The 16,393-nt window shown below is 64.7% G+C and carries 13 protein-coding genes and 1 pseudogene; 10 read left to right on the forward strand and 4 right to left on the reverse strand.

Features of this window, described 5'->3' with window-relative positions; genetic code table 11:
* The 7 genes and pseudogenes from ACE039_RS01490 to ACE039_RS01520 all read left to right on the forward strand — a co-directional run.
* A pseudogene (locus tag ACE039_RS01490) lies at nucleotides 1–219 on the forward strand (5-dehydro-4-deoxyglucarate dehydratase); the annotation flags it as partial.
* 195 nt (nucleotides 220–414) lie between these two features.
* Entirely contained in the window at nucleotides 415–1,143 is a 729-nt protein-coding gene (locus ACE039_RS01495) for a FadR/GntR family transcriptional regulator (RefSeq protein WP_105557314.1), read from the forward strand.
* 430 nt (nucleotides 1,144–1,573) lie between these two features.
* On the forward strand, nucleotides 1,574–2,590 hold the full coding sequence (locus ACE039_RS01500; protein ID WP_313464365.1) for an amino acid ABC transporter substrate-binding protein: 1,017 nt from the start codon (nucleotides 1,574–1,576) through the stop codon (nucleotides 2,588–2,590).
* Nucleotides 2,591–2,592: 2 nt separating this feature from the next.
* Nucleotides 2,593–3,801, forward strand: a complete 1,209-nt coding sequence (locus ACE039_RS01505) for an aminotransferase class I/II-fold pyridoxal phosphate-dependent enzyme (RefSeq protein ID WP_485821493.1) — start codon at nucleotides 2,593–2,595, stop codon at nucleotides 3,799–3,801.
* Nucleotides 3,802–3,831: 30 nt separating this feature from the next.
* Nucleotides 3,832–4,995, forward strand: coding sequence for an amino acid ABC transporter permease (locus ACE039_RS01510; RefSeq protein ID WP_485821642.1), 1,164 nt, complete (start codon nucleotides 3,832–3,834; stop codon nucleotides 4,993–4,995).
* A gap of 1 nt (nucleotide 4,996) precedes the next feature.
* Complete coding sequence (locus ACE039_RS01515; RefSeq protein WP_485821494.1) at nucleotides 4,997–6,100, forward strand: amino acid ABC transporter permease; 1,104 nt, start codon at nucleotides 4,997–4,999, stop codon at nucleotides 6,098–6,100.
* A gap of 40 nt (nucleotides 6,101–6,140) precedes the next feature.
* Nucleotides 6,141–6,881, forward strand: coding sequence for an amino acid ABC transporter ATP-binding protein (locus ACE039_RS01520; RefSeq protein WP_105557309.1), 741 nt, complete (start codon nucleotides 6,141–6,143; stop codon nucleotides 6,879–6,881).
* Between the two features lie 32 nt (nucleotides 6,882–6,913).
* On the opposite strand, the gene ACE039_RS01525 is transcribed toward ACE039_RS01520, so the two are convergent.
* Together ACE039_RS01525 and ACE039_RS01530 are read right to left on the reverse strand one after the other, a co-directional pair.
* Nucleotides 6,914–8,029 carry a porin gene (locus tag ACE039_RS01525; protein ID WP_485821495.1) on the reverse strand — a complete coding sequence of 372 codons (1,116 nt, stop codon included), beginning with the start codon at nucleotides 8,027–8,029 and terminating at the stop codon, nucleotides 6,914–6,916.
* Nucleotides 8,029–9,201: an acetyltransferase domain-containing protein gene (locus ACE039_RS01530; RefSeq protein ID WP_485821496.1), complete on the reverse strand. Its 1,173-nt coding sequence runs from the start codon at nucleotides 9,199–9,201 to the stop codon at nucleotides 8,029–8,031. The genes ACE039_RS01525 and ACE039_RS01530 overlap by 1 nt, the downstream gene beginning before the upstream one ends.
* A gap of 175 nt (nucleotides 9,202–9,376) precedes the next feature.
* Between ACE039_RS01530 and ACE039_RS01535 the strand changes: the two genes are divergently transcribed.
* On the forward strand, nucleotides 9,377–10,309 hold the full coding sequence (locus tag ACE039_RS01535) for a hypothetical protein (protein ID WP_485821497.1): 933 nt from the start codon (nucleotides 9,377–9,379) through the stop codon (nucleotides 10,307–10,309).
* Nucleotides 10,310–10,329: 20 nt separating this feature from the next.
* On the opposite strand, the gene ilvA is transcribed toward ACE039_RS01535, so the two are convergent.
* Entirely contained in the window at nucleotides 10,330–11,934 is a 1,605-nt protein-coding gene (gene ilvA / locus ACE039_RS01540) for a threonine ammonia-lyase, biosynthetic (RefSeq protein WP_485821498.1), read from the reverse strand.
* Between the two features lie 542 nt (nucleotides 11,935–12,476).
* Between ilvA and ACE039_RS01545 the strand changes: the two genes are divergently transcribed.
* A complete protein-coding gene (locus ACE039_RS01545; RefSeq protein ID WP_485821499.1) occupies nucleotides 12,477–14,705 on the forward strand; it encodes an NADP-dependent isocitrate dehydrogenase in 2,229 nt (742 codons plus the stop codon).
* A 112-nt stretch (nucleotides 14,706–14,817) separates the two neighbouring features.
* Here the strand turns inward: ACE039_RS01545 and ACE039_RS01550 are convergent, their stop codons facing one another.
* Nucleotides 14,818–15,993, reverse strand: a complete 1,176-nt coding sequence (locus ACE039_RS01550; protein ID WP_485821500.1) for a multidrug effflux MFS transporter — start codon at nucleotides 15,991–15,993, stop codon at nucleotides 14,818–14,820.
* A 138-nt stretch (nucleotides 15,994–16,131) separates the two neighbouring features.
* Here ACE039_RS01550 and ACE039_RS01555 point away from each other — a divergent pair.
* On the forward strand, nucleotides 16,132–16,393 hold a 262-nt coding region (locus ACE039_RS01555), incomplete at its 3' end, for a LysR family transcriptional regulator (RefSeq protein WP_485821501.1).

The following is a 16,393-nucleotide window of genomic DNA, read 5'->3' on the forward strand; positions in this document are numbered from 1 at the left end:
GCCGGGGACTCGGCCACCACCAACCGCCTGCTGGATGACTTCTTCCTGCCGTACCTGGAAATCCGCAACCGCAAGGCCGGCTACGCCGTCAGCATCGTCAAGGCCGGCGCCAAGCTGGTCGGCCACGACGCAGGCCCCGTGCGCGCCCCGCTGACCGACCTGACCGGTGAAGAGCTTGAAATGCTTAACGCCCTGATCAAGAAGCTCGGCCCGCAGTAAGCCTTGCGCGACAGCACGGCAGACGCCCTCCCTCCGGAGGGCGTTTTTATTGCCGGGCGTGCGCCGGCGGGACGGGCCCTTACCAGACGGCCTCCACGGGTCTGGACAATCGGGTGCGGAACGTGAAAAGCGTACACTTGCGGCTCCGGCCGCTGGCTTACGGCCTGCCTTTCCGCCTTATCCATAAGAGAGACGATGCAAACTCCTGCCCGGCCCCGCCCGCGTTCGCGCCTGACCGATGTGGTGATCGAGGAACTGACCAAACGCCTGGATACGCGCCTGTACCGGGCGGGCGACAAACTGCCTTCGGAACACCAGCTTTGCGACGAGTTCGACGTCAGCCGCACGGTCGTCCGTGAAGCCGTCGCGTCGATGCGCCTGAGCGGTCGCCTGGTCAGCAAGCCCGGCATCGGCGTGTTCGTCACGGAGGACCGTGAAAAGCCCATCGATTTCGTCATTGAACCCGCCGCGGACCCGCGCTGGGCGCTGCACATCATGGAACTGCGCGCCGGCCTGGAAGTCGAGGCCTGTGGGCTTGCGGCAGAGCGCCGCACGGCCGCCGACCTGAGCGGCATCGTCGAAGCGTTTGACGCCTTCAACCGCGCCACGCGAGACATGGAAGCGGCGGTGAAGGCAGATTACGAATTCCACCTGTCCATTGCCAAAGCCTCCAACAACCCGCACTTTCCGGCGCTGTTGAAGGCGGCGGTGCGCGACGTGATGCTGGACCTCAACATCAAGCACGGCGGCAAGACCCCCCAAGAGCTGGAAACGTACGAAACCCGCAACGTGCGCGAACACGAAGCCATCCTGACCGCCATCATGCGCCGCGACCCCGGCGCCGCGCGCGCGGCGATGGCGCGCCACCTGGGCGACAGCATCGCGCGCTATCGCAAGCTTCTGTCGCAAGCGCCGGCGCAATAGGCCTCCGCGTGTCCCTGGGCGGCCATCCGACGCCCAGGCAAATCAGGAAATTACGGGATTCCCCTTACTTGCCTACTTGTATGACGGCTGCCATCATACGTCCTATGACCTAGCACAGCCGTGCCCGACGACTTGTCGGCCAGGACGCCCCGCTACCGTATGACCCACGCTGTACAAGTGCCGCCGATGAGCCCGATCCTTTCCCTCCGCACGACGTTCCACCGCTACACCACGCGCATCCATCGGCCTATCTCCTGACCGGCCTACCGGTCACGTAGCGGCTACACCGCGAACTTTCCCTTTTCGTACCCCGTCCGCTTACGCGGCGCCGCCTGCTCCGGCCTTCGTCCGGGGCCCGCCGGCGCACGTCTGGCGGCCCCGACTCCCCCGCTTATTCCAAGCGCTTCCCGACCCCCCAGGAGAATTCTCCATGCGTAAATTTCTAAGCACCGCCGTTGTGGCCACCCTGCTGTGCGCCGCGTCCGGCGCCCAAGCCGGCGTGACGTTCGACGCCGTCAAGAAGAAAGGCTTTTTGCAGTGCGGTTTTGCCGGCATCCCCGGCTTCTCGGTGCTGGACAGCAAGGGCGAATGGACCGGCCTGGACGTGGACATGTGCCGCGCGGTGGCCGCCGCCATGTTCGGCGACGCGTCCAAGGTGAAGGGCAACGTGCTGACGGCGCAGGCCAAGTTCACCGCGCTGCAATCGGGCGAAATCGACATGCTGTCGCGCAACACGACGCAGACGCTGACCCGCGACACTACGCTGGGCCTGATCGGCGTGGGCGTGAACTTCTATGACGCGCAAGGGCTGATCGTCAAGAAGTCCATGAATGTGAAAAGCGTGAAGGAGCTGGACGGCGCCACGATCTGCGTGCAGCCGGGCACCACCACCGAACTGAACCTGGCCGACTACTTCCGCAGCCGCGGCCTGACCTTCAAGCCGGTTCTGGTCGAGAACTACGACGAGAACTTCCGCCTGCTGGAATCGGGTCGTTGCGACGCCTACACCAACGACAAGTCGAACACCGCCGCCAACATGCGCACGCGCCTGGCCAAGCCAGACGACTGGGAAATCCTGGAAGAAAACCTGTCCAAGGAGCCGTTGGGCCCGATGGTCCGCCAGGGCGACGAGCAATGGTTCAACGTCGTGCGCTGGTCACTGAACGCCATGCTGGAAGCCGAGGAATACGGCATCACGCAGAAGAACGTGGACGACATGCTCAAGAGCACCAACCCCAACGTGCAGCGCATCCTGGGCGTGACGCCGGGCATGGGCAAGAACCTGGGGCTGGACGACAAGTGGGCCTACAACATCATCAAGCAAGTGGGCAACTACGGCGAAAGCTATGACCGCGCCATGGGCAAGGACAGCCCGCTGAAGCTGGAACGCGGCCTGAACAAGCAATGGACGCAAGGCGGCCTGATGTACGGCTGGCCGGTGCGCTAACCATGAACAGCATCGTTAACTCCCGCCTGAAACAGATCAAACCCTCGCCCAGCATGGCCGCCAAGATCGTCGTCGACGAACTGCGCCGCCAGGGCCGCGAGATCGCCGACTTCACGTTGGGCGAGCCCGACATGCCCACGCCCGCCCACATCGCGCGCGCCGGCCAGGACGCCATCGCCAGCGGCGACATCCGCTACACCAGCCCGAACGGCACCGTGGGGCTGCGCCGCGCCATCGCCAACAGCCTGGAACTGGGCCTGGGCGTGGCCTACGGCATGGACCAGATCACCGTGGGCGCCGGCGCCAAGCAGATCATCGGCGCCGCCCTGACGGCCAGCCTGGAACCGGGCGACGAAGTGATCGTATGCGCGCCGTACTGGGTGTCGTACCCCGACATGGTGCTGCTGAACGACGGCAAGCCCGTGGTCGTGACCGGCCCGGAATCGCAAGGGTTCAAGCTGGACGCCGCCACGCTGGAAGCCGCCATCACGCCGCGCACCCGCTGGCTGATCCTGAATTCGCCCAGCAACCCCAGCGGCGCCGTGTACAGCGCCGCCGAGTTGCGCGCGCTGACCGACGTGCTGGTGCGCCATCCGCAGGTCTGGATCCTTAGCGACGAAATCTACGCGCCCTTCTGCTATAGCGGCCAGGCGCATGCGTCGCCCGTGCAGGTCGAACCGCGCCTGATTCCGCGTACGCTGATCGTCAACGGCATGTCCAAGTCGTATGCCATGACCGGCTGGCGCGTCGGCTACGGCGCCGGCCCCGCCGACCTGATCAAGGCGATGAGCACGGTCATGTCGCAAAGCACGTCTTGCCCCAGCGCGATCTCGCAGGTGGCCGCGCAGGCCGCCCTGGAAGGCGACCAGTCCAGCGTCACGCAGATGGTCGACATCTTCAAGGCGCGACGCGATCTGATCGTGCGCCGCCTGAACGCCATTCCCGGCATTTCGTGCGCCATGCCCGACGGCGCCTTCTACGTGTATGCCAACGTGCAAGGCCTGATCGGACGCACCGGCCCGGCCGGCGAACTGAAGACCGACCTGGACGTCAGCCTGTTCTTCCTGCGCGAGGCCGGCGTGGCGGTGATCGACGGCGGTTCGTACGGCTTGTCGCCCTACGTGCGCTTTTCGTTCGCGACGTCCACCGAAGTCATCGAACAAGGCATGGACCGCCTGGAAGCGGCCGTCAAAGTCTTGATGGCGGAATAAGCCGTGGCCAAGCACACCGCGCAATCCCCGGTGCCGCGGCCCGCGCACCGGGTTTCCTGGAACGATCCGGCCACCCGCGCGCTGGTCTACCAGGTGCTGGCCCTGACGCTGGTCGGGGCCAGCGTCTGGTTCCTGGTGCACAACACGCTGCACAACCTGTCGATGCGCAACATCGCCACGGGGTTCGGTTTCCTGGACCGCGAGGCCGGGTTTGCCATCGGCGAATCCGTCATCGCCTACGGCCCGGCCGACACCTATGGCCGCGCCATCTTCGTGGGCGTGCTGAACACGCTGCGCGTGGGATTATTGGCGCTGGTCGCCGCGACGGTTCTGGGCGTCTTGATCGGCATCGGCCGCCTGTCGAAGAACTGGCTCGTCAAGAAAATCACCTCGGTGTATGTCGAGGTGATGCGCAACGTGCCGCTCTTGCTGCAATTGTTCTTCTGGTATGCGCTGATCACCGAGAACATGCCCGGCCCGCGCCAGGCGCACCACCCCTTGCCGGGCGTGTTCATTTCCAATCGGGGCCTGAAAGTGCCCGGGCTGGAAGGCACGTCGCTGGACTGGGTACTGGGCGGCCTGGCCCTGGCCATCGTGGCAATCCTGGTGCTGGGCCATTGGGGCACCAAGCGCCAGGAAGCCACGGGGCGCGCGTTCCCGTTGGGCCGCGTCGCCATCGGCCTGTTGACCGGCATGCCATTCTTGGGGTGGCTGGCCGGCGGCGCATCGCTGACGCTGGACATGCCGGCATTGAAGGGCTTCAACTTCGTCGGCGGGCTGACGCTGTCGCCGGAATTCGTCGCCCTGTTCCTGGGCCTGACCGTCTACACCTCGGCGTTCATCGCCGAAGTGGTGCGATCGGGCATCCAGGCGGTCAACAACGGCCAGTGGGAAGCCGCCGGTTCGTTGGGCTTGCCACGCGCGAAAGTGCTGCGGCTGGTCGTGCTGCCGCAGGCCTTGCGCGTGATCATCCCCCCGATGACCAGCCAATACCTGAACCTGCTGAAGAACAGTTCGCTGGCAGTCGCCATCGGCTACCCGGACATCGTGTCGGTGGTGAACACCACGCTTAACCAGACCGGCCAGGCCATCGAGGGCATCCTCATCATCATGGGCGCCTACCTGACGGTCAGCCTGTCGATCTCGATATTCATGAATTGGTACAACAAGCGCATCGCGCTGGTGGAGCGTTGAGATGAGCAGCACTACGCATTCCTTCACCGACGCCCTGCCCCCACCCAGCACGCAGGTGGGCGCGTGGGCCTGGGTACGGTCCCGCCTGCTTTCGTCGCCGCTGAACATCCTGATCACGGTACTGCTGGCGTGGTTTCTCTTGATGTCCTTGCCGGCGCTGGTGGAATGGGCTTTCCTGAAAGCCAACTTCACCGCCACCAATGCCATGGAATGCCGCGCTTCCGTCGGCGGCGCCTGCTGGGCGTTCATCGTTGAAAAGCATCGGCTGATCCTGTTCGGCACCTATCCGTTCGACGAACAATGGCGTCCGTTGATCGCAACGCTGATCCTGGTTGGCGTGATCGCGTGCAGCGGCATGCGGCGCTTCTGGAACGGCAAGCTGGCCCTGATTTGGACCGTCGGCCTGACGGCCGTGGCGCTCTTGATGTGGGGCGGCGTGTTCGGCCTGACCTATGTCGAGAACTCGCGCTGGGGCGGCCTGCCGTTGACGCTAATCCTGGCCACCTTCGGCATTGCCTTTGCCTTCCCGATCGGCGTGATGCTGGCCCTGGGCCGGCGGTCGAAAATGCCCGCCATCAAGGCGCTCTGCGTCGTGTACATCGAACTGATACGCGGCGTGCCGCTGATCAGCCTGCTGTTCATGTCGTCGGTGATGCTGCCCTTGTTCCTGCCCGAAGGCTTCACCATCGACAAGCTGCTGCGCGCGCAGATCGCCATCATCATGTTCGCCGCGGCCTACATCGCGGAAACGGTGCGCGGCGGGTTGCAGGCCATTCCGAAGGGGCAGTACGAAGGCGCCGATTCGCTGGGCCTGAACTACTGGCAGCAGATGCGCAAGATCATCCTGCCGCAAGCGCTGAAGATCGTGATTCCGCCGCTCGTCGGTATTTTCATCAGCCTGTTCAAGGACACGTCGCTGGTCGTCATCATCGGCATTTTCGATTTGACGCTGGCGGCCAAGGCGGCCTTGTCCGACGCGGCGTGGCGGGGTTTCGGGGTAGAGGCTTATCTCTTTATCTCGCTGATCTACTTCGTCTTTTGCTATTCCATGTCCAAATACAGCCAGGCGCTGGAAAAGCGCCTGGCCACCGGGCACGCGCGCTGATCGCGCGGCGTCAACCCGGTAACCCTTACGGAGACCAAGCATGCCGGATTCCATTATCCGATTGCAGGGCGTGAACAAGTGGTACGGCCAGTTCCACGTGCTGCGCAACATCAACCTGGACGTCGCACCCGGTGAGCGCATCGTGGTGTGCGGCCCGTCGGGCTCGGGCAAGTCCACCATGATCCGCTGCATCAACCGGCTGGAAGAGCACCAGCAGGGGCAGATCATTGTTGACGGCACCGAGCTGACCAACGACCTGAAACACATCGAGACCATCCGCCGCGAGGTCGGCATGGTGTTCCAGCACTTCAACCTGTTTCCCCACCTGACGGTGCTGGAAAACCTGACGCTGGGCCCCATGTGGGTGCTGAAGCAGCCGCGCGCCGAAGCCGAGGCCACGGCGATGAAGTACCTGGAACGCGTGCGCATCCCCGATCAGGCCAAGAAGTTTCCGGGCCAGTTGTCGGGTGGACAGCAGCAGCGCGTGGCCATCGCACGCTCGCTTTGCATGAACCCCAAGGTCATGCTGTTCGACGAACCGACATCCGCGCTGGATCCGGAGATGGTCAAGGAAGTGCTGGACGTGATGGTGACGCTAGCCCAGGAAAGCGGCATGACGATGATCTGCGTGACCCACGAAATGGGCTTCGCGCGCAAAGTCGCCAACCGCGTGATCTTCATGGACCGCGGCGAGATCATCGAACAGAACAACCCGGACGCGTTCTTCGATAACCCGCAGAACGAGCGGACACAGCTGTTCCTGAGCCAGATCCTGCACTAAGCCGGTGTGCCTTCATCCCCCCGCGCACCGATTCAATACCGGTGCCGGATTCCGATGGCGTATTGCGACTCGTGCCACGACGGGTCCGCCCATGCGCCGCGCAAATAGCCATACACGGCGTACAGGTTGGTACGCCTGGACAGGTCGAAGGCGTAGCCCGCCGAATACGTCTGCTGCGTATGCGTGGCGCCTTGGCGGGCCAAACCGCCGCCGCCGGGCAAACTGGCCTGCCATGACGCCATGATCGTGCCGGCGCCGATGCGCCACGTGGCGCCCGCCATCAACCCATGCACGGTGCTGCCGGGAAAATACGCGCGTTGCCCTGGCGATGGCACGGAAGGAATCGTGGAACCGTGGCGCATGACGGAACCGGCCGCATACAGCGTGAATGCGCCAAGGGTGGCGCGGCCCGCCAGTGTGTAGGCATCGGGCTGCTGCGCGCCGCCCGCCTGGGCCATGGCGGCCGACTGCGCCGTGCCGTCCGCCCAGCGCGCGCCCTCGTAGGTAAGGGTGACGGCGTAGGCAGGCTGTTCGTATATCAACGCCGCGCTGTACAGCTTGTTGTTGGACGAGGTTTGAAATCCGCCGCCGCCGTCGTAGTCCAGGCTGACGCCGGCCCCCGCGCGCCATCCGCCCGCCGACCGGCTCCAGAACGCCACGGTGTTGTCCCCCCGGTTGGCGTTGAACGGCAGCAGCGCGGTCTGTGCGCCCAGGTTCAGGTAGGACGCCAGGAACGCATCGTAGTCCGCCAGCGTGGCCGAGGACACCGACGTCTGGCGGCCCAGCCGCAGCTCGCCCCACGCCCCCGACACCCCCGCCCATGCGGCCCGGCCGAACAACCGCCCGCCCTGCGCGGACTTGCCGTTGTTTGCCGCGACACCGCTTTCCAGCTGGAAATTGGCGCGCAGGCCGTTGCCCAGGTCTTCGGTGCCGCGCAGGCCCCAACGCGATCCCGATTGCACGCCCGATTGCATGCTCAGCGACGTGCCACGGTCCGGCGTCGACACGCCCGCCATGCTCAAGTCCACCACGCCATACAGCGTGACGGAGCTGGACTCGGGGCTGGGCTCCGCCCCGACCGCGCACGCCGCCGACAAGGCGCCCGCGCCCACGCTCCAGACACGCCACCCGCACTGACGCACAGCCATCACAGGTACTTGAGCCAGAAGATGTCGCGGCGCGCCGCCTTCAGGCGGCCGAACCATCGCACGGGCCAATACAGCGCTACCGCCAGCAACGCCGCAATCAGCCAGACCGCCCATAACTGATCCACGCCAAAGAACTTGCCGTGATTCAAGCCCCAGACGCCCTCGCCCGTCAGGTACAGCACCTTCAACACGTAAAGGTGCAGCAGGTAGAAGAACATCGGCGCGGCGCCGAACACACACAGCACGCCGACCCACGCGGCCGACTGTGCGCGTTCGATCAGCACCAGCAGGCACAGGCCAAGGCCTAGCGTCAGCAGCAGGAACATCAGCGACGGTGGGTACTTGGTGATATTGAGGAAGCTCATCACGGTATGCAGCGCATCCGTCTGCACGGCCCACGGTTGTGCCTGCCCATAGCCGTTGATCGCGCGCAGCACGGCAAAGCCGGCCAGCGCCGCGAAGCCCGCCAGCCACAGGCGGCGTTGCCGCACCGCGGCCGGCATTCCCGCCTGGAACCACGGACCCACGGCAAAGCCCAGCGCGATCACGCCGATCCAGGGCAGCAAGGGATACGACGTTCGCAGACGCAAGGCGTCACCCAGGTGTATCCAGCCCCTGTCGTGCAGAACCGCCCAAGGCACGTGCATGAATTCGCCTTCGGCGAAGTGCACGGCGTCCAGCGCGTTGTGCCCCGCCACCAACACCACGCCGATCACCACCAGGGCGGCGCGCGGCAGCCACAGCAAGGCGGCCAGCGCCAGCATGCTCAGGCCGATCACCCAGATCACTTGCAGGTAGACGACCGACGGCGGGAACTGGAACGTCCACGCGAAATTCACGACCAGCACTTCCAGTAGGACAAGGAACAGCCCGCGCTTGGCCAGGAATGCGGCTGCCGCGGCCCGGCTACCCGCCTTGGCGCCGTACAGCCAGGCGGACATACCCGTCAGAAAAACAAACACGGGTGCGCAAAGATGCGCCAGCAGACGTGAAAAGTACAGCGCGGGGTCCGTGGCCGACACATCCATCGGGTCGACGACCTGATGATGTAAAAAGAAGGTCTCGCGCACATGGTCGAGCAACATGATGATGATGACCAAGCCGCGCAAGGCGTCAATGGAACGCAGGCGCGCGCCCGGCGCGGCGGGTGAAGCGAAAGGCTGGGATGACATGGGTGCGGCTGCGGCGGATGCGGATCGGCCGCGTCAGAAAGAAGCAAACGGGCCGCAAGTGTAATGTAATAACATTCCTAATTTCAAGGCAGCGATTGCGGGAGCAGGATCCCGCGCGGTATATAGTCACCCCCATGACGTTTCATCATGCACGCCATCCAGGAGAGCCCGCCGAATGACGAGAAGCCGCATCATGGCGTTTTTTCTCAGCTTGCTTGCCGCGCCCGCGGGCGCCTCCGTGGTCTACGACAACCACGGCCTCGTCGTCGACGTCACCACCCATGGCCGCCAGGACTGGAATACCGGCCAGCGCCAAAATACCCGCAGCACCACCATTTCGTTCCAGGGCAACAAACTTTGCGGCAAGGACGTGGGCAAGCTGTTGTACCCGGATGGGCGCAACATGGCCGCTGCCGCCTTCTTCTGTGCAGCCAACGCGCGTGTGCTGGAGACCGACGCCGTGCTGGCTTACTTCACCAGCTCCAGCGCCAACACCGCGCTGGCGCATTTGCAAGTGATCAATGGCGCGTTGCGTGTGAACCGATTGGCGCTGTCCACGCAGCCCGACCGCGACAAGCCCAGTGGCACGCGCTTTGAAGACGCGCGCCTGCCCGGCTGGACCCGCGTGGAAACCGCATGGGCTGAAACGGTAATGATCCGGCACGCTACCCTCAAGGCCGTGAACCTGGGCGTGGGCAAGTTGCTGGATGTGGATGGCGACGTGGCCTATCTGGCCATTCCGCCTGGCCGCGACGCCGTGGTGGTGCAGCCGGCAACGCGCATCAAGGACGCGCAGGGAGACATGCGGATCGTGCCGGAGGTGGCCAAATTCGTGGACACGCCGCTGGCATTTCGTGCGGTGCGCCTGTCCACTGGCCAGGAAGTGGCACGCCTGGATGTCAAGGACACCTGCGTCGCCTTGCCCACCATCGAATTCAACCGGCCGGATCCGCTATATCCGTCCTCGACCAAGCGCGACGTGCTGTTTGACGACGTGCCCGCCTGGCGCGCCGCCACGCTGCAATTGGCGCAGACGGCGGGCCGCGCCACGTTGCAGTTGAAACCCGGTGTGGCCTTGCCCTCCAAGCCGAATTGCAAACGGGGCTGACGCCGCAGACTACTTGGCGCTTAAATCAGAAACTGCCGATACGCCTCGTTGTCGGTTTCCTCGAAGTGCGCGTAACCCAGTTGCAGCAGGAAGGCGTCCAGCGCCGCGCTGTCGGCCAGCGGCGCCTGAATGCCCACCAGCGCCGAACTGAAGTCCGCCCCCTGGTTGCGATAGTGGAACAGGCTGATGTTCCAGTTGGGCGCCATTTCCGACAGGAACTTCATCAGCGCGCCCGGCCGTTCGGGGAATTCGAAGCGGAACAGGCGTTCGCCGCCCGCCAAGGGCGAACGCCCGCCCACCATGTAGCGGATGTGCTGCTTGGACACCTCGTTGTGCGTCAGGTCGTTGACCGAGAACCCCTGTTCCTCCAGGGCGGCCATGATGTCGGCCGCCTCGCCGCGACGCGCGATCTGCATGCTGACGAAGATGTGCGCGGTGCGCGCGTCGGCGATGCGGTAATTGAATTCGGTCACGCTGCGCGCTCCCAGGACACGGCAGAAGCGGCGGAAGCTGCCGCGTTCTTCGGGCACCGTCACGGCAAACACGGCTTCGCGCGCTTCGCCGACCTCGGCGCGGTCGGCCACGAAGCGCATGCGATCGAAGTTCATGTTGGCGCCGGACGTCACGGCTACCAGCGACAGGCCCTGCGCGCCTTCGCGTTCCACGTATTTCTTCAGCCCTGCCACCGCCAGCGCGCCGGCCGGCTCCAGCACGCTGCGCGTATCCAGGAACATATCCTTTATCGCCGCGCATACCGCGTCCGTGTCCACCAGGATGACTTCGTCCAGATACTCGCGGCACAGGCGGAACGTTTCCTCGCCCACCAGCTTGACCGCCGTCCCGTCCGAAAATAGCCCCACTTCCGGCAGATTCACGCGTTCGCCCGCCCGGATCGATTGCGCCATCGCGCAGGAATCCTCGGTTTGCACGCCAATGACCTTTACCTCTGGATTCACCGTCTTCACGTACGCCGATACGCCCGCCGCCAGGCTGCCCCCGCCGATCGGCACGAAAATCGCATGCAAGGCGCCGCGGTGCTGGCGCAGGATTTCCATGCCGACGGTGCCCTGCCCCGCGATCACATACGGATCGTCGAAGGCGGGAATGAAGGTCAGGTCCTGTTGCTGCGCAAGCGTTTGCGCATGCGCGTAGGCGTCGCTGTAGGAGTCGCCCGCCTGCACCACCGTGACGGTCGGACCGCCATGCGCACGCACGGCATCCACCTTGACCTGCGGCGCCGTCTGCGGGACGACGATAATGGCCCGCACACCCAATTTCGCTGCCGAAATGGCCACGCCTTGCGCATGGTTGCCGGCCGACGCGGTGATCACCCCGCGGTCCAGCGCCGCTTGCGGCGTGTTGCGCATCTTGTTGTAGGCCCCGCGCACTTTGAACGAGAAGACGGGCTGGTTGTCTTCCCGCTTCAGATGCACCGTGTTGTTTAGCCGGGCCGACAGGCCGCGCGCCGGGTCCAGTTCGGTCTCGCGGGCAATGTCATACACCCGGGCAGTCAGGATCTGGCGCAGGTATTCGATGGGCGAGGCGTTGCCGTCCTGGAAAGCGCGAGTGGCGGCGGGGGTGTCGGCTGTGGAGTCGACGGCGGCGGCGGGGGAGCAAGCGGACATGGGGTTCTCTGCGTTGGGATTTTGCCCTGCAGAGGCGGCCACAAAAAACCCGCCTCGTGGGGCGGGTGGCTGTGACTGACTGCGGTCGCGCGCTAACCCACCATTCCAGGAATGATGGTAATAATCAGCGAAATGCGGACGGCGCGGGAAGTCATGGGCCAAAGCTTGCGCCCGGCGCGCCGGTTTGTCAAATACGGGCGCCATGCCCTGGCCGGGTCCGTTGCCGGAATTCGGCCATCCCGCCATATCGAGGCCGTATTGATGCGATATCGAGCCCATAAGACAGACTTTGGCGGCTATTTCCGTGCACGCTGGCCGTATCGCGGTATTACAATGTTCGATTCGTGGCAGTCGCACCTCTCGGAATGCGCCGGGCAACCGGGCATCAAATAAAGGGCGGGCTCCTGCCGATTTGGACCGCTCCGGATCGTTGATCCGGGTCAGCCCATACGAACCCACTCTCGATAACATCTACCGGCGTACGCCGCTTAGCATGTTCGGGTTTGCGCCAAAAGCGCCTCAGCCGAACAGATTCAAGGATCATGTCTCTTACTCCGAAGATTATCTATACCCTCACCGATGAAGCTCCGGCGCTTGCAACCCGTTCGCTGCTTCCCATCGTCCAGGCTTTCGCCAAGCCCGCAGGCATCACGGTCGAGACGCGCGACATCTCCCTGGCCGGCCGCATCATCGCCCTCTTCCCGGATTATCTCGAAGACAGCCAGAAGCTCGCAGACGCGCTGGCCGAGCTGGGCGCCCTGGCCGTCAAGCCGGAAGCCAACATCATCAAGCTGCCGAACATCAGCGCCTCGATGCCCCAACTGAAGGCGGCCATCAAGGAACTGCAGGAACAGGGCTACAAGCTGCCCGACTATCCGGACGCCCCCGCCAACGACACCGAACGCGACGTGAAAGCGCGCTACGACAAGGTCAAGGGCAGCGCCGTGAATCCGGTCCTGCGTGAAGGCAACTCCGACCGCCGCGCGCCGCTGTCGGTGAAGAACTACGCCCGCAAGCACCCGCACAAGATGGGCGCCTGGTCGGCCGATTCGAAGTCGCATGTGTCCCACATGTCCGAGGGCGATTTCTACGGCACCGAAAAATCGGCGCTGATCGCCGAAGCCGGCGACGTCAAGATCGAACTGACCGCCGCTGACGGTACCAAGACGGTCCTGAAGGAAAAGACCCCGGTCAAGGCCGGCGAGATCATCGACGCCGCCGTGCTGTCGACCGCCAAGCTGAAGTCGTTCCTGCAAGCCCAGATCGACGACGCCAAGACCACCGGCGTGCTGTTCTCGGTGCACCTGAAAGCCACGATGATGAAGGTCTCGGACCCCGTCATCTTCGGCCACGTCGTGTCCGTGTTCTACAAGGACGTGCTGGCCAAGCATGCCGCCGTGCTCAAGCAAGCCGGCTTCGACGCCAACAACGGTATCGGCGACCTGTACGCCAAGATCCAATCGCTGCCCGCTGACCAGCAAGCCGCGATCACCGCCGACATCGACGCCGCCTACAAGACGCTGCCGCAACTGGCGATGGTCAATTCCGACCGCGGCATCACCAACCTGCACGTGCCCAGCGACGTCATCGTCGACGCATCCATGCCCGCCATGATTCGCGACTCGGGCAAGATGTGGAACGCCGAAGGCCAACTGCAAGACACCAAGGCCGTCATCCCCGACCGCAGCTACGCCGGCGTCTACCAGGCCGTCATCGACGACTGCAAGAAGAATGGCGCCTTCAATCCGGTCACGATGGGCAGCGTGCCCAACGTCGGCCTGATGGCGCAAGCCGCCGAAGAATACGGTTCGCACAACAAGACCTTCGTCGTCCCGGCATCGGGCACCGTGCGCGTCACCGACGCGTCGGGCAAGGTCCTGCTGGAACAAGCCGTGGAAGCCGGCGACCTCTGGCGCATGTGCCAGACCAAAGACGCCGCGATCCAGGATTGGGTCAAGCTGGCCGTCGCCCGCGCCCGCGCCAGCAAGACGCCTGCCGTCTTCTGGCTGGACGAAAAGCGCGCCCACGACGCCCAGGTCATCGCCAAGGTGAAGCAGTACCTGAACGACCACGACACCAGCGGCCTGGACCTGCGCATCCTGGATCCGGTTGAAGCCACCAAGTTCTCGGTCAAGCGCATCCGCGAAGGCCTGGACACGATTTCGGTCACCGGCAACGTGCTGCGCGACTACCTGACCGATCTCTTCCCCATCATGGAACTGGGCACCAGCGCCAAGATGCTGTCGATCGTTCCGCTGGTCGCCGGCGGCGGCCTGTTCGAAACGGGCGCCGGCGGTTCGGCGCCGAAGCACGTGCAGCAGTTCCTGGAAGAAGGCTTCCTGCGCTGGGATTCGCTGGGCGAATTCATGGCGTTGGCCGAATCCCTGGACCACCTGGGCCGCACGTACAAGAACCCGACCGCCCAGATCCTGGCCAAAACGCTGGATCAGGCAACCGCCAAGTTCCTGGACGAAAACAAGTCGCCTGACCGCAAGGTCGGCGGCCTGGACAACCGCGGCAGCCACTTCTACCTGGCCATGTACTGGGCCCAGGCCGTGGCCGCGCAAACCGACGACCGCGCACTGGCAGCCCAGTTCGCCGGCGCCGCTGGCGCGCTCGCTGAAAGCGAAGCCAAGATCGTTGAAGAACTGAAGGCGGCCCAAGGCAAGCCGGTCGACATCGGCGGTTACTACCAGCCGAACGAAGCCCGCGCCAGCCAGGCCATGCGCCCCAGCGCCACGCTGAACCAGGTGCTGGCCTCCATCGGCTAAGCCCTGGCTTGGCGGCCGCTGGCCGCCAGGACGAAAAACCGGCGCCCCCAAAGGGCGGCCGGTTTTTTTTCACCCTTCCCAGCACCGCATTAACAGATGTACGGGGTGGTTCTCAGGCCACGCCCGTCCGGCATCTTGCCACCCATGGCTGGCAGGCGGACAGCGCCACGACGCTGAGTATCAGCACCGTGCCGCCAAGCACGCCAGGGCCGGTGCCGAAGAGCGCGCTGACCCCCATCGCCATCAGTGCGGCGCTGCCGATTTGAAAGAACCCCACCAATCCCGATGCGGTCGCCGCATGTCCGTGCTCGCTGGCAATCGCCCCAGACACGGCCAGCGACAACGACGAACCATTGGCAAGACTGACCAGGCACATGGGCAGCACCACGGCGGCCGAGCCATGCAGCCCCAGCAGCACCACGGCCATGAATGCCACGCCGCCAAGCACGAAGCACAGAATGCCGGCCGCCAGGATGCGGTCATAGGGCCAGCGATCAAGCAAGCGTTTCGCCACCAGGTTGGCGCCGATGATGCCAGCCGTCAGCGGCAGGTACATCCAGCCGCTCTGCTCCTCGCTCAAACCGAGGCGCGCGAAAAGAAACGGCGATTGGGTCAAATAGACGAACCAGGCGCAATAGATCGTGCAGACCACCACGGTATAGCGGCGAAAGGTCCGGTCACGCAGGACGTGACTGAAACCCGCAAAGGGAGAGGTCCGGGCGCGGGCAGCGAGGGCAAGTGTTTCCGGCAGCAGCGTCACCGCCATCAGCAATGCCACCACACCGAACGCTGCGACGAACAGGAAATCGGCCCGCCAGCCGTAGGCCGCCGCCAGGTGCCCGCCGATGGCCGGCGCCAGGGCCGGCGACAGCGACACCAGCGGGTAGATCACCGCATAAACCTTGGCCGAGGTGCGCTTGTCACAGGTATCGGCGATCAAGGCGCGCCCGATGACAAGGCCTGCAGCCGCGCCGACCGCCTCCAGCATGCGCCACGCCAGAAACCCGTTGTAGGTATCGGCGGTGGCGCAGCCCACCGAGCCGACGACGTAGAGGCCGACGCCGGCCAGCAATACGGGCTTGCGACCATGGCGATCCGACAGCGGTCCGTAGGCCAACTGGGCAATGGCCAGGGCCAGCAGGTAGAACGAGATCGTCTGCGGCATCTGCCAGTCGGCGACACCGAACTCCGTGGTCATGCTGGGCATGGCCGGCAGATAGACATCCGAAGCGATCAGGCCGAAGGCGCTGAGCATGGCAACGGTCAGAATGAACGATAAGCGAGGCATGGCAGTTCCCGGCAGCCAAAGGGCTGCGCATCAAGGGTTCAGAAAGTTGACCCATGCTACGGATACGCCTTCCATGTGAAAATGCATAAATTGGCAGCCAAGGGCTGCATTTTTGCAGCATTGGCAGGAGAGGCGACGATGAATTGGGACGACGTGCGGATATTCCTGACCGTTCAGCGCGCCGGCACCTTGCGCGGGGCGGCGCAGCAACTGGCCATCGACCAGACGACGGTGAGCCGGCGTCTGACCGGGCTGGAGCGAGCGTTGGGCAGCCGGTTGTTCCTGCGCACCACGGGCGGCTTGGTGCTGACCGACACCGGCCAGGAAGTGCTGCGCATGGCCGAGGACATGGAGCGCATGGCCGTCTCCTTCGAGCGCCGCGGCGAAGGCGCCGAGGGCC

The sequence above is a fragment of the Achromobacter maghribensis genome (assembly GCF_057334215.1).

Coding starts and splice junctions, on each gene's coding strand:
- ACE039_RS01535 (WP_485821497.1), top strand. CDS start 9,377: ATGACGAGAAGCCGCATCATGGCGTTTTTTCTCAGCTTGCTTGCCGCG.
- ACE039_RS01545 (WP_485821499.1), top strand. CDS start 12,477: ATGTCTCTTACTCCGAAGATTATCTATACCCTCACCGATGAAGCTCCG.
- ACE039_RS01530 (WP_485821496.1), bottom strand. CDS start 9,201: ATGTCATCCCAGCCTTTCGCTTCACCCGCCGCGCCGGGCGCGCGCCTG.
- ACE039_RS01520 (WP_105557309.1), top strand. CDS start 6,141: ATGCCGGATTCCATTATCCGATTGCAGGGCGTGAACAAGTGGTACGGC.
- ACE039_RS01495 (WP_105557314.1), top strand. CDS start 415: ATGCAAACTCCTGCCCGGCCCCGCCCGCGTTCGCGCCTGACCGATGTG.
- ACE039_RS01505 (WP_485821493.1), top strand. CDS start 2,593: ATGAACAGCATCGTTAACTCCCGCCTGAAACAGATCAAACCCTCGCCC.
- ilvA (WP_485821498.1), bottom strand. CDS start 11,934: ATGTCCGCTTGCTCCCCCGCCGCCGCCGTCGACTCCACAGCCGACACC.
- ACE039_RS01515 (WP_485821494.1), top strand. CDS start 4,997: ATGAGCAGCACTACGCATTCCTTCACCGACGCCCTGCCCCCACCCAGC.
- ACE039_RS01525 (WP_485821495.1), bottom strand. CDS start 8,029: ATGGCTGTGCGTCAGTGCGGGTGGCGTGTCTGGAGCGTGGGCGCGGGC.
- ACE039_RS01500 (WP_313464365.1), top strand. CDS start 1,574: ATGCGTAAATTTCTAAGCACCGCCGTTGTGGCCACCCTGCTGTGCGCC.
- ACE039_RS01550 (WP_485821500.1), bottom strand. CDS start 15,993: ATGCCTCGCTTATCGTTCATTCTGACCGTTGCCATGCTCAGCGCCTTC.